11 protein-coding genes are annotated in these 12,309 nt (G+C 62.9%); 5 read left to right on the top strand and 6 right to left on the bottom strand.

All coding sequences use genetic code 11. The features are described 5' to 3' along the window. Positions 1–459: 459 nt before the first annotated feature. Both F758_RS0132745 and F758_RS0132740 read right to left on the bottom strand, forming a co-directional pair. Positions 460–903 (bottom strand): cyclic nucleotide-binding domain-containing protein, encoded by a 444-nt coding sequence (locus F758_RS0132745; RefSeq protein ID WP_024511846.1) that lies wholly within the window; start codon positions 901–903, stop codon positions 460–462. 51 nt (positions 904–954) lie between these two features. Next, positions 955–1,641 (bottom strand): response regulator transcription factor, encoded by a 687-nt coding sequence (locus F758_RS0132740; protein WP_024511845.1) that lies wholly within the window; start codon positions 1,639–1,641, stop codon positions 955–957. A gap of 200 nt (positions 1,642–1,841) precedes the next feature. Here F758_RS0132740 and F758_RS0132735 point away from each other — a divergent pair, with 200 nt between their 5' ends. Next, on the top strand, positions 1,842–2,411 hold the full coding sequence (locus tag F758_RS0132735) for a L,D-transpeptidase family protein (RefSeq protein ID WP_024511844.1): 570 nt from the start codon (positions 1,842–1,844) through the stop codon (positions 2,409–2,411). A gap of 38 nt (positions 2,412–2,449) precedes the next feature. Here F758_RS0132735 and F758_RS0132730 read toward each other — a convergent pair whose 3' ends face one another. Continuing rightward, positions 2,450–3,139 carry a YggS family pyridoxal phosphate-dependent enzyme gene (locus F758_RS0132730; RefSeq protein ID WP_024511843.1) on the bottom strand — a complete coding sequence of 230 codons (690 nt, stop codon included), beginning with the start codon at positions 3,137–3,139 and terminating at the stop codon, positions 2,450–2,452. A 106-nt stretch (positions 3,140–3,245) separates the two neighbouring features. Here F758_RS0132730 and F758_RS0132725 point away from each other — a divergent pair, with 106 nt between their 5' ends. The 4 genes from F758_RS0132725 (at position 3,246) to holA (ending at position 9,533) form a co-directional block, all read left to right on the top strand. Next, positions 3,246–4,940 carry a sensor domain-containing diguanylate cyclase gene (locus tag F758_RS0132725; protein ID WP_024511842.1) on the top strand — a complete coding sequence of 565 codons (1,695 nt, stop codon included), beginning with the start codon at positions 3,246–3,248 and terminating at the stop codon, positions 4,938–4,940. A 283-nt stretch (positions 4,941–5,223) separates the two neighbouring features. Then, the gene (leuS, locus tag F758_RS0132720) at positions 5,224–7,848 is read left to right on the top strand and encodes a leucine--tRNA ligase (RefSeq protein WP_024511841.1); all 2,625 of its coding nucleotides are present in this window, start codon (positions 5,224–5,226) and stop codon (positions 7,846–7,848) included. Continuing rightward, positions 7,835–8,386: an LPS assembly lipoprotein LptE gene (lptE, locus tag F758_RS0132715; protein WP_024511840.1), complete on the top strand. Its 552-nt coding sequence runs from the start codon at positions 7,835–7,837 to the stop codon at positions 8,384–8,386. The genes leuS and lptE overlap by 14 nt, the downstream gene beginning before the upstream one ends. Before the next feature lie 118 nt (positions 8,387–8,504). After that, entirely contained in the window at positions 8,505–9,533 is a 1,029-nt protein-coding gene (gene holA / locus F758_RS0132710; protein WP_024511839.1) for a DNA polymerase III subunit delta, read from the top strand. A 115-nt stretch (positions 9,534–9,648) separates the two neighbouring features. On the opposite strand, the gene F758_RS0132705 is transcribed toward holA, so the two are convergent. The 3 genes from F758_RS0132705 to rsmG all read right to left on the bottom strand — a co-directional run bounded on the left by F758_RS0132705 (position 9,649) and on the right by rsmG (position 12,301). Beyond that, positions 9,649–10,527 carry a ParB/RepB/Spo0J family partition protein gene (locus F758_RS0132705; RefSeq protein WP_024511838.1) on the bottom strand — a complete coding sequence of 293 codons (879 nt, stop codon included), beginning with the start codon at positions 10,525–10,527 and terminating at the stop codon, positions 9,649–9,651. A 187-nt stretch (positions 10,528–10,714) separates the two neighbouring features. Next, positions 10,715–11,566, bottom strand: coding sequence for a ParA family protein (locus F758_RS0132700; RefSeq protein WP_024511837.1), 852 nt, complete (start codon positions 11,564–11,566; stop codon positions 10,715–10,717). Between the two features lie 27 nt (positions 11,567–11,593). Further along, on the bottom strand, positions 11,594–12,301 hold the full coding sequence (gene rsmG, locus F758_RS0132695) for a 16S rRNA (guanine(527)-N(7))-methyltransferase RsmG (RefSeq protein WP_024511836.1): 708 nt from the start codon (positions 12,299–12,301) through the stop codon (positions 11,594–11,596). Positions 12,302–12,309: the final 8 nt, after the last annotated feature.

The raw sequence follows: 12,309 nt of genomic DNA, 5'->3' as shown, positions 1-12,309 counted from the left end.
AGCCTGGTTCACCGGGAAGAGCACGAAGTAAGCCGTAAACCACTCGCGCAGGGAAGGCCGGTGTGATCACCGCCTGTACCTGTGGTCAACGCGCGCTTCGCGCAAATTTTTTTGCGCGGAGGCCCCGGGTGCAGCGGCCACCCGGCCTTCCCTGCGCCCTCTGTTCTCTACGGAGGGTGATGGTGATTGCAAAGCTCGGGCGAATTTCGTCGCGAGAATGCGAACGTGCGGCAGCGTGACCCGTGGCCCATCCTTCGAGACGCCGCGGAATTTATCATCGGGCCGCGCTTTGCGCGGACCCGTTGGCGGCTCCTCGAGATGAGGCGTCAGGCGCAGCACGAAGCAAGACCCTCATGGTGAGGAGCGCGCAGCGCGTTTCGAGCCATGAGGCCTCGGAATGACCAGAAGCTTGGCTGTTTGACAATTGAATCAGACAAAGACCCGAGCGGCGCGACGGCGCTACGTATTGAGCTTCGCGCCGGCCATCAGAATATCGCTCGCGATCTGGGCGGAGCGGTTGGCGAATTCGTCGCGCAGGCGGAGGGCAGCCGCGGGATCGCTTTCCAGCACGCGCTGAAACAGGCTGCGCGCGATGCGAATGACGGTGGAATGCTCCAGCGCGGTGGCGGTCGAGGGGCGGCGCATCGCCACCACCAGCGCGAGCTCGCCAATCAGGGAGCCCGGGCCTGCGGTCATCTCCGCGCCGCTGTTGTCCTGGACACGCAACGCCCCGCGCTGGACGACATAGCCGCAATCGGCTTCGTCGCCCTGCTTGAAAAGCGTATCGCCGCGCGCCACGTCACGTTGCTCGGAGCCGATCGCCAGCATGCGCAGCGCGGCGCTTCCCAACAGGCGCAGCGTCGGCACCCGCTCGAGCAGGGCCACATCATCTTCGATCGACATTCAGGACCGCTGATCGGGGACACGTTTCGACGATTCGGTATCCCGAACGTATCACGGCACCAACTTGTAGCCACCGGCCTCCGTTACCAGGATCTCCGGATTGGCGGCATCCTTCTCGATCTTCTGGCGGAGCCGGTAGATATGGGTTTCCAGCGTGTGGGTGGTGACGCCCGAATTGTAACCCCACACTTCTTGCAACAGCGTCTCGCGCGAGACCGGCAACTGGCCTGCGCGGTAAAGAAAGCGCAAAATCGCGGTCTCTTTCTCCGTCAGCCGTACCTTTCTGGCATTGGCGCTGGTCAACATCTTCGAACCGGGTCGGAAACTATAGGGGCCGACCGAAAATACCGCGTCTTCACTGGCCTCGTGCTGACGGAGCTGCGCGCGGATGCGGGCCAGCAGCACGGCGAACCGAAATGGCTTGGCCACATAATCGTTGGCGCCGGATTCGAGGCCGAGAATCGTGTCCGAGTCGGTATCATGCCCCGTCAGCATGATGATGGGAGCCTTGAAACCACCCTTGCGCAAGGAGCGCACCACTTCGCGCCCGTCGGTATCGGGCAGGCCGACATCCATCAAGACCAGATCGGGTGAATTAGCCTTCGCGGCGCTGGCGCCCTTGGCACCAGTATCGACGGCAGAGGCTTCGAACTCGTCGTGCAGCGACAATTGCTCCACCAACGTATCGCGCAGATCGGTATCGTCATCCACGATTAGGATCTTGCGGGCATTGGCCATGGGTACATCCTCTATGGGGCCGCGGCGGGAGCAAACAGCTTTCGACCGGCCCGGTTACGGTAGGCCACCTCCAGTGGATACATGTTGAAGTAGGCGGCCGCCACCGATTCACAAGTCGATTTACACCTTACTCCAGAATGGAGGGCCATTCAGATGAATGTCCTGTAATGCAGGGGCACTATGCAGCATCGAAAATTTCCATGAAAAAGCAGGCGATTCCAATCACTTATGATAAATTCTGGCGTGATCGGCCACTTTCCCTTGTGTCGATTCGCACGGCTGCGAGCGATCCCCGCCGCGGCTGGCTCACCGGAGGGGGGCTCACCATCCCGGTCGCGCTCGGCCGTGGCGGCATTGTGGCCAACAAGCGCGAGGGCGACGGCGGGACTCCCAAGGGCACGTTCCGGCCTAGGCGCGTCTGGTGGCGCGCCGACCGCGGCGCGCGGCCGCGGAGCTTTTTGCCGGTGCGGCCGATCCGCGGCGATGACGCCTGGTGCGAGGACCCCACCGACCGGCACTACAATCGGCCGCTGCGCCTGGCGCCGGGGCGCGGCGGCGACCGGCTGGCGCGCGAGGATCATCTCTACGATTTTATCATCGAAATCGACCACAACACGCGTCCGCGCATCGCCGGCCGCGGCAGCGCAGTGTTCCTGCATCTGGCGCGCGACAATTTTGGCCCAACGGCGGGTTGTATCTCGATGAGCAAGGCGGCCATGCTGCAGCTCTTGCGGCGCCTGTCGCCGCGAACAAAAATCATCATCGGGTAAGGCACGTTTCTCGATCGTCGCCGCACCAACGCAAACGACTAACGGTGTCCGAAGATCGCCGAGCCGACGCGCACATGCGTGGCGCCGAATTTGATCGCGACGGCGAAATCCGCGCTCATGCCCATCGAAAGCTTCTGCAAACCATTGCGCATGGCGATCTTCGCGGTCAGCGCAAAGTGCGGCGCCGGCGCCTCGTTCATCGGCGGAATGCACATCAGGCCCGAAATGGTCAGACCATAATCCTTGCGACAGCTCGCAATAAAGGCATCGGCCTGCGCCGGCGCGACGCCGGCCTTCTGCGGCTCCTCGCCGGTGTTGATCTGGACAAATAATTCGGGGTGTTTTTTCTGAGATTCGATTTCCTTGGCTAACGCCTGGCAAACACTTGGACGGTCGACCGAATGGATCGCATGGAACAGCGCCACCGCTTCCTTGGCCTTGTTCGATTGCAAGGGTCCGATCAGATGCAGCACGATATCGGGGTAAGACGCCGTTAACCCTGGCCACTTGGCCTTGGCCTCCTGCACGCGATTTTCGCCGAAAACGCACTGTCCGGCCTCGATTGTCGGCACAATGCGCTCTGCGCCGAACGTTTTCGAGACCGCAATCAGGGTGACTGAAGCGCGATCGCGCCCGGCCTCCGCGCAGGCACGCGCGATCTCGGCTTCGACTTGGGCAAGTGCACTTGGTGAATGCGGAGTTACAGCGGACGAATGATCAGGCGTCATGGATCGAGAAGCTCGTAGTTCTACGGGGTAGCTCTAATTTTACCGAGTTCGGGAAAGGCTTCTTGAACCATTCCCGGTACCCTCGCTTGGGGGTAGGGGAAAGAAGATGTCTCGCGTCAGTTTCAACCGTAAACGAGCGAAACTCAAGCAGCTCTTAGGCATCCGCGCGCGGCTCGCACTGCTTGCGGTGATCCTGGTTGCGCCCCTGATGCTGGAACGCGCCCGTTCGCTGGAAGATGCGCGGGCCAAGCAGATCGCGGCCGCCGCGGCCGAATTCTCCAGTCTCGCCAAGCACAGCGCCGACACCGAACGCGAAGTGATCTCCTCGGTCGAGACCGTGCTGAAGTCCGCCGCCTATATCCGCGCCTCCGTCGGCGGCATCGGCAAGAGTTGCGACATGCTGCGCGCGAGCCTGCCAACCAACCTGCCCTGGATCCGCAATATCTTGATCGTCGGCGGTGACGGACGCGTGCAGTGCTCGACCAGCAACACCGCTGTCGGCGCCGACATGAGTGATCGGGCCTATTACAAGAAGGCCCGAGAGACTCGCGACTTCGTCTTCAGCGATTTCCTCCTTGGGAGACAAAGTCACGTCCCCATGGTGATGGCGGCCTATCCGGTCGCGGCGCTCAATAGCGAGAACGATGCTATGGTGCTCGCTTCAGTCAATCTCGACTGGATGTCGAAGGTGATGAGCAATCTCGGCCGGCGGCCTGGCGTTTCGGCCGTGCTGGTGGACAGCAACGGAACCGTGGTCGCGGCGCCTTCGAATCCAGCGCAGTTGGTCGGTAAGTCGCTGGATGAGGTGCCGCTCCTGTCCGCGATCGCGGAGCCGGCCCTGACGTCGAACGAGGACGAAGGCTCGCTTTCCTTCACCGCCGCGGACGGCTCGAAACGCGCGATCAGCTTTGCGCGAATCGCCGGAACCGGCGCACGCCTGATCGTCAGCAATGACGAGGACCAGGCCACCGCGGCGATCGATCGCGACATCAGGACCGCTTATCTCCAGCTCGGCTTCGTCAGCCTGTTCGTGCTCTTGGGCGCACTGATCGCCGCGGAAAAGCTGATCGTGCAGCCGATCCAGATCCTGGCGGGGACGGCAAAACGCTTCGGCCACGGCGACTGGTCGGCGCGCGCCACGCGCGATCACCTTCCGTCCGAATTCGTACCGCTCGCCCGTGCATTCAACGCGATGGCGGCAAAACTGAGCCAGCGCGAGCGCGAGTTGCTCGCAACCAACGACCGCCTCACCGTGATCGCCTCGATCGACATGCTGTCGGGGCTCGCCAACCGGCGCGGCTTCCAGAGCCGGCTGGATTTTGAATGGATGAAGGCCCAGCAATATGGCTGCGAGCTGTCGCTCTTGATGATCGATGTCGATCATTTCAAGCTTTACAACGACACCTATGGTCATCGCGAAGGCGATGCCTGCCTGACCAAGCTCGGCGAGACTCTTGCGGCGATCGCCACGGAAACCATGGGATTTGCGGGGCGATACGGCGGCGAGGAGTTCTGCCTGCTGCTCCCGAATGCAACCGCGGACCGGGCGCGCGAGGTTGGCGAACTGGTGCGCGCGTCGGTGCAGGACCTGGAGCTGCCGCACCGGACCTCGCTCCATCAATGTGTCACCGTCAGCGTCGGCGTGGCCTGCACCACCCCGAGCGACAGCCAGGACCCGGGCGAGCTCATCGAGGCGGCCGATGCCGCGCTCTATGCCGCCAAACACCGCGGCCGCAACACCGTGGTCGAGCACGGTTTTGGGCGCCCCAGCGGCGGCAACGGTATCGCCATCGCAAGCTGAAGCGACCCCGCCCGGCAGCTTTTGAACGCGTTAGGCGTTGACCCCCCGGCCGTTTTCGTGGCGTAGTGCGCCGCTTTCGAAGTTCGTGGTCGCTTGCTGCAAGTCCGAACACGAACTTCGAAAGTAAGAGGCGCACTACCGATCCCTAATTGATCTGGTGCCGCTTTTTCGAATTGAAGTTCCTGTTGCGGACTCGCAGCAATCTGTGCAGGAACTTCAGGTCGGCGGCACCAGTCCGCCGTCTTTACGACGGCCCCGAATCCACAAAAAAGCCTGCGATTTGATGAGTTCCGAACGTTACAACGCCCGCGAAGCCGAGCCGCGCTGGCAGCGCCAGTGGGACGAACAGGCGATCTTCGCCTCCAAGAACGACGATCCGCGGCCGAAATATTACGTGCTCGAGATGTTCCCCTACCCGTCCGGGCGCATCCATATCGGCCATGTCCGCAACTACACGCTCGGCGACGTGCTGGCCCGCTATATGCGCGCCAAGGGATTCAACGTGATCCACCCGATGGGCTGGGACGCCTTCGGCCTGCCGGCGGAGAACGCCGCGATCGAGCGCAAGATCGCGCCCAAGCAGTGGACCTACGACAACATCGCTGCGATGAAGAAGCAGCTCCGTTCGATCGGTCTGTCGCTGGACTGGTCACGCGAATTCGCGACCTGCGATCCCTCTTACTACAAGCATCAGCAGAAGCTGTTTTTGAATTTCCTCCGCGCAGGCCTCGCCGAGCGCGAGAAGCGCAAGGTGAACTGGGATCCGGTCGACATGACCGTGCTCGCCAACGAGCAGGTGATCGATGGCCGCGGCTGGCGCTCGGGCGCGATCGTCGAACAGCGCGAGATGAACCAGTGGGTGTTCAAGATCACCAAATACGCCCAGGAGCTGCTCGACGCGATCGACACGCTCGACCGCTGGCCGGACAAGGTGCGGCTGATGCAGCGCAACTGGATCGGCCGTTCGGAAGGCCTGCTCGTCCGCTTCGCGCTTGACCCCGCGACGACGCCCGCCGGCGAGACCGAGCTGAAGATTTTCACGACGCGGCCCGACACGCTGTTCGGCGCCAAGTTCATGGCGATTTCGGCCGATCATCCGCTCGCCCAGGCCGCGGCCGGTAAGGATCCTAAGCTGGCCGAGTTCATCGCCGAGATCAAACGCATCGGCACGGCGCAGGAGATCATCGACACCGCGGAGAAGCAGGGTTTTGACACCGGCATCCGCGCCATCCATCCGTTCGATCCGAGCTGGAAGCTGCCGGTCTATGTCGCCAATTTCGTGCTGATGGAATATGGCACCGGCGCGATCTTCGGCTGCCCCGCGCACGATCAGCGCGACCTGGACTTCGTCAATAAATATGGGCTCGGCAATACGCCGGTGGTCTGCCCCGAAGGTCAGGATCCCAAGACATTCGTGATCACGGATACGGCCTATGATGGCGATGGCCGCATGATCAATTCGCGCTTCCTCGACGGCATGACGATCGAGCAGGCGAAGGAAGAAGTCGCCAAGCGTCTGGAAAGCGAGCTGCGCGGCAACGCACCGGTCGGCGAACGCCAGGTGAATTTCCGCCTGCGCGATTGGGGCATCTCGCGGCAGCGCTATTGGGGTTGCCCGATCCCGGTGATCCACTGCGAGAAATGCGACGTCGTGCCGGTGCCGGAGAAGGACCTGCCGGTGACGCTGCCGGAAGATGCGACGTTCGATAGGCCGGGCAATGCGCTCGACCATCACCCGACATGGAAGCATGTCATCTGCCCGAAATGCGGCGGCAAGGCACAGCGCGAAACCGACACCATGGACACGTTCGTCGATTCGTCCTGGTACTTTGCGCGCTTCACCGATCCCTGGAACGAGAACAGCCCGACCACGCGGCCCGTGGTCGATCGGCTGATGCCGGTCGACCAATATATCGGCGGCGTCGAGCATGCGATCTTGCACCTGCTCTACAGCCGTTTCTTCATCCGCGCGATGAAGGCGACCGGTCACATAGGCATGGACGAGCCGTTCGCCGGAATGTTCACGCAGGGCATGGTGGTGCACGAGACCTACCAGAAGCCTGACGGCTCTTACGTCATGCCCGCCGATGTCAGGATCGAGACCGGCGCCGACGGCCGCCGTGCCTTTACGATCGACACCGGCGAAGAGGTCACGATCGGCTCGATCGAGAAGATGTCGAAGTCGAAGAAGAACACCGTCGACCCCGACGACATCATCGCGACTTATGGCGCCGACGTCGCGCGCTGGTTCATGCTGTCGGATTCGCCGCCCGATCGCGACGTGATCTGGAGCGACGAACGGGTGCAGGGGGCGGCGCGGTTCGTACAGCGGCTGTGGCGGCTGGTGAGCGAATCAGCCGAGATTGCCAGGAATGCGCCGGCGGACCGGCCGCAAAGCTTCGGTCCTGAGGCCACAGCTTTGCGCAAGGCCGCCCACAGTGCCCTGGACAAGGTGTCCGGCGGCATCGAGCGGCTGCATTTCAACGTTTGCCTGGCCCATATCCGCGAATTCGCCAATGCGCTGGCCGACGCGTTGGCGAGGCAGGGTCAGCCAACGGCCGACCTCCGCTGGGCTGTCCGGGAGGCCGCACTGATTCTCGTGCAGCTCTTCGCTCCGATGATGCCGCATCTGGCTGAGGAGTGTTGGCAGGTGCTGGGCCAGTCCGGCTTGATATCGGAGGCCAATTGGCCGCAAATCGAACGCGATTTGCTGGTTGAAGACACGGTCACACTGGTGGTCCAGGTGAACGGCAAGAAGCGGGGCGAGGTGACGGTGGCCAAGACCGCCCAAAATCCGGAAATTGAGGCTGCCGTTTTGGCGCTCGATGCGGTAAAAGCCGCGCTGGGCGGCAAAGCTGTCCGCAAGGTCATTATCGTTCCCATGAGGATCGTGAATGTGGTTGGCTAAAACGCGCGTGGCCGCTCGGCTGCTGGCCGTGGTCGCTCTGGCGGCGCTGACGGCCGGCTGCTTTCAGCCCATGTATGCCGAGCACACCGACGGCACGCCCGATTTGCGCGAGAAGCTGATGGGCGTCGAGGTGCCGCCGGTCGACAAGCCCAACGGCTCCCGCGAGGCCCGAATCGGCGTCGAAATCCGCAACGCGCTGGCGTTCAAGCTCTACGGCAACGCCACCGGCATGCCGCCGACGCACCGGCTGGTCCTGAAGTTCACCACTAGCCGCTCCTCGGTGCTGGTCGATCCCAACACCGCGCTGCCGACCAGTGAGAACTTTGGCATCGACGCGCAGTACACGCTGATCGAGATTGCGAGCAACAAATCGGTGCTGAACGGCAGCACCTTTGCCCGCGTCTCCTACGACATGCCGGGCTCCTATCAGCGCTTCGCTCGCTCCCGTGCCTTCCGTGACGCCGAAGACCGCGCCGCGCAGGAAATTGCGGACAATATTCAGACCCGGCTCGCGTCGTTCTTCGTTGCGGGGACGTGATTCGCCAATTTCGGGGCGCGCTCCAGCACGAACCCGAAATCTCGTTCAAGCAAGCTCCAGATTCCGGGTTCGCTCGCTGCGCGAGCGCCCCGGAATGACTATCTGACCTGCTGACGCAATGGTCGCGCTGCGCGGAAAAGAGATTGATGCGTTCCTCGCCCGGCCCGATCCGGGGCGGCCGATCATTCTGCTCTATGGGCCGGACACAGGCTTGGTGCGCGAACGCGCGGATGCGCTGCTCGCATCCGCCGTCGATGACCCGAATGACCCCTTTTCGCTGGTGAAGCTGGATGGCGATGAGCTGGCTGCCGAGCCATCCCGCCTGGTTGACGAAGCCCTGACCGTGCCTTTGTTCGGCGGCCGCCGCGCCATTCGCGTGCGCGCCGGCTCGCGCAGCTTCGCCAGTGGCGTCGATACGCTGGCCGACACACCTTTGAAGGATTGCCGGATCGTCATCGAGGCCGGCGACCTGCGCCCCGAATCGCCGCTGCGCAAGGCCTGTGAGCGGGCCAAGACTGCGGTCGCGATCGGCTGCTATCCAGACACCGAGCGCGATCTGGCGAAACTGATCGACGATGAATTGCGGCTCGCCAATCTGCGCATCGCGCCGGAAGCGCGCGCGACGCTGACGTCCTTGCTCGGCGGCGACCGCCAGGCCTCGCGCAACGAACTGCGCAAGCTGACACTGTTTGCCCATGGCGAGGGCGAGGTGACGCTCGACCACGTGATGGCGGTCGTTGCCGATGCGTCGGAGCTCAAGCTCGATCCGATCGTCGATGGCGCCTTCGCCGGCAGGCCCGAACTGGTCGAAACCGAATTCGCCAAGGCGATGGTGGCCGGCACCTATCCCGGCGTGATCATCGCGGCCGCGCAGCGTCAGGCGGCCTGGCTGCACAAATCGGCACTCGCGCTTGGCGACGGTACGCCTCTGTCATCCCTGCTCGAAGGCGGCTATCCGCGGCTACATTTTTCACGCAAAGCGGCGGTCGAAACGGCGCTACGCAATTTCAATCCCGCGCGGCTTCTTGCGATCATCGATCAGCTCGCAACGGCCGCACTCGACATGCGCAAGCAGCCGTCGCTGGCCGCGGTCATCGCGCAACGCACCTTGCTGTCGATTGCGGTGAACGCCAAACGGCGAGGGTAACGTCTTGCACCGTCATTCCGGCCGCGCGGAACGCGCGAACCCGGAATCCAGAGGTTGTGGCGCGAGATTCCGGGTTCGAGGCTTCGGCTCGCCCCGGAATGACGGGACAGCGCCTTCAGCCCGAGCGCGCCAGCCGCTTCATCACCTCATCAAGCTGCTCGAGGTTGCGGTAGTTGATCTGCACCGTGCCGCCGGGATCGCGATGATTGACGGAGACGGCAAGTCCCAGGGCATCACTGACGCGCTTCTCCAGCGCAACCGTATCAGGGTCCTTGACCTTCGCACTGCGCGGCTTCTGCGGCTTGCGCTCCGGTACGCCCTCTTCGTGCGCAAGCGCCTCAACCTGGCGCACATTCAGACCCTCTTCGACAATGCGCTTGGCGGCGGCGAACGGGTCGGGCACGTTGACCAGCGCGCGGGCGTGGCCAGCGGACAGCTCCCCCGTCGCGATATAGGCCTGCACCTCAGCCGGCAGCTTCGTCAGCCGCATCATGTTGGCGACGTGACTGCGGCTCTTGCCGACGATCTTGGCGATCTCTTCCTGGCTGCGTTTGAACTCGCCCGCGAGCGCGTGATAGCCCTGCGCCTCTTCCATCGGGTTCAGATCTTCGCGCTGCACGTTCTCGATAATCGCGATCTCCAGCGCATCGCTGTCGCTGACATCGACCGGAACGATCGGCACCTCATGCAAGCCGGCCGCCTGCGCCGCGCGCCAGCGTCGCTCGCCGGCGATGATCTCGAAGCGATCCTGCGTGCCGCGCACCGGCCGCGCCACGATCGGCTGAATCACGCCATGCTGCTTGACCGAGTCGGTGAGCTCGGCGAGTTCGGCGTCCGAAAATGTACGTCGCGGGTTGCGCGGATTGGGCTTTAGAAATTCGATCGGCACCTTGCGCTGGCCGCGCGGCCGCTCGGCATGCTTGGCCTCGCCGCCGACATCGCCGATCAGACTTGCAAGACCGCGGCCCAGTCGCGAACGCGCTTCGTCGGCCATCGCCAGCTCCCTTGGATTCAACTTAAGCGCTCCTGTCATTCTGTTTCCGCCCCAAAGCACATCGCCAGGCGCAGACCCGGGATTGTAGGGTGGGCAAAGGTGCCCCTTCGGGCTGTGCCCACCATCAGACGATTCCGCAGGCAGTGGTGCGCAATGCTTCGCTTTGCCCACCCTACGATCGCATCGTTCAACTCGTCCGCAGCTCGCGCTCGCGCTGGATCACTTCCGTCGCAAGCTTGAGGTAGGCTTCGCTGCCGACACATTTGAGGTCGTAGACCAGGACCGGCTTGCCGTAGGACGGCGCTTCCGAGATGCGCACGTTGCGTGGGATCATGGTCTTGTAGACCTTGCTGCCCATGAACTGCCGGACATCGGCGACGACCTGGTTCGACAGGTTGTTGCGCGAGTCGAACATGGTCAGCACGATCCCGTGGATCGACAGGTTCGGATTGAGCGTGGTCCGCACCTGCTCCACCGTCTGCAATAACTGCGACAGACCTTCGAGCGCGAAGAACTCGCATTGCAGCGGCACCAGGATCGCATCCGACGCGGCCATGGCATTGACAGTGAGCAGGTTGAGCGAGGGCGGGCAATCGATCAGCACATAGGTGTAATCATTGTCCGGCGAGACATTGTTGTTCAGCGCCGCGATGGCATCGCGCAGGCGGAAGGCACGGCCGGGCGTGGTGCCGAGCTCGAGCTCGAGACCGGAGAGATCCATGGTCGAAGGCGCGATATGCAGACGCGGCACCGCGGTTGGCACCACTGCCTCGCGCAGGCCCGCCTCCCCGATCAGCACATCATAAGTCGAGCAGCTACGGTTGCGCCGGTCGATGCCGAGCCCGGTCGAGGCATTACCCTGAGGATCAAGATCGACAATCAAGACCCGCTCGCCGATCGCAGCGAGCGCGGTGCCAAGATTGATCGCAGTGGTTGTCTTGCCGACCCCGCCCTTCTGATTGGCGAGCGCGAGGATGCGCGGGTGACCCGGCGGGGTCGCCGTCGTATCTTCTTGATAAACCTCGTCAATTACGGTCATTGCCGATTGCCATGTGCTGTTGCGGGCTCAAGCGCGTCGCTCGATCTGATCGATTTCGACGATCCAGCCCTGCCCGCTGGTACGGCTGGAGTGAAGTTTCGGCCGGATCTTCCAATATTTAGTAGCTTCGGTCAACTCTGCCTCAACATCTTGACCTTTCAGAAACAGCGCTTTTGCACCTTTTCGGACCAGCGGTTCTGCAAAGCCGATGAGTTGATTTAACGGAGCGAGCGCCCGCGCGGTGACACAATCGGCAGGGCCCGCGAATCTATCCACAATATCTCTGATTTCGGCCAAATGTACCACGCCCGGTGCTGAGGTGATTCGCAAGGCCTCACGCAGAAACGCAGCCTTTTTGGCATTGCGTTCGACGAGGTGAACCTCCGCGCCGCTCGTGTCCGCCAAAGCGCAGGCCAAAACGACGCCAGGAAACCCTCCGCCGCTGCCGAGATCGACCCAGATTTTCGCCGAAGGCGCGAGCGCCAGGAGCTGTAGCGAATCAGCGATATGCCGCGTCCAGAGGTGCGGAAGCGTCGAGGGTGCGACAAGATTGGTTTTCACTTGCCATTCCTTCAGGAGGGCAACATGGCGATCCAAGCGCAGTTCTGTTTCACGTGAAACCGGCGCGAGCGCGAGCGCCGCCGCTTTATCGGTAGCGAGGTTCTCGGAACTGGCCTTGACCGGAGTCGACTTGTTCTCGTCTGCTCCCCTGACCTGCTTCGGGCGTTGTTTCACGTGAAACG

This window comes from Bradyrhizobium sp. ARR65 (assembly GCF_000472385.1).
Lineage (GTDB): Bacteria > Pseudomonadota > Alphaproteobacteria > Rhizobiales > Xanthobacteraceae > Bradyrhizobium.
The sequence above is the reverse complement of the archived record's forward strand: the minus strand, read 5'-3'. Positions and strand labels throughout refer to the sequence as shown.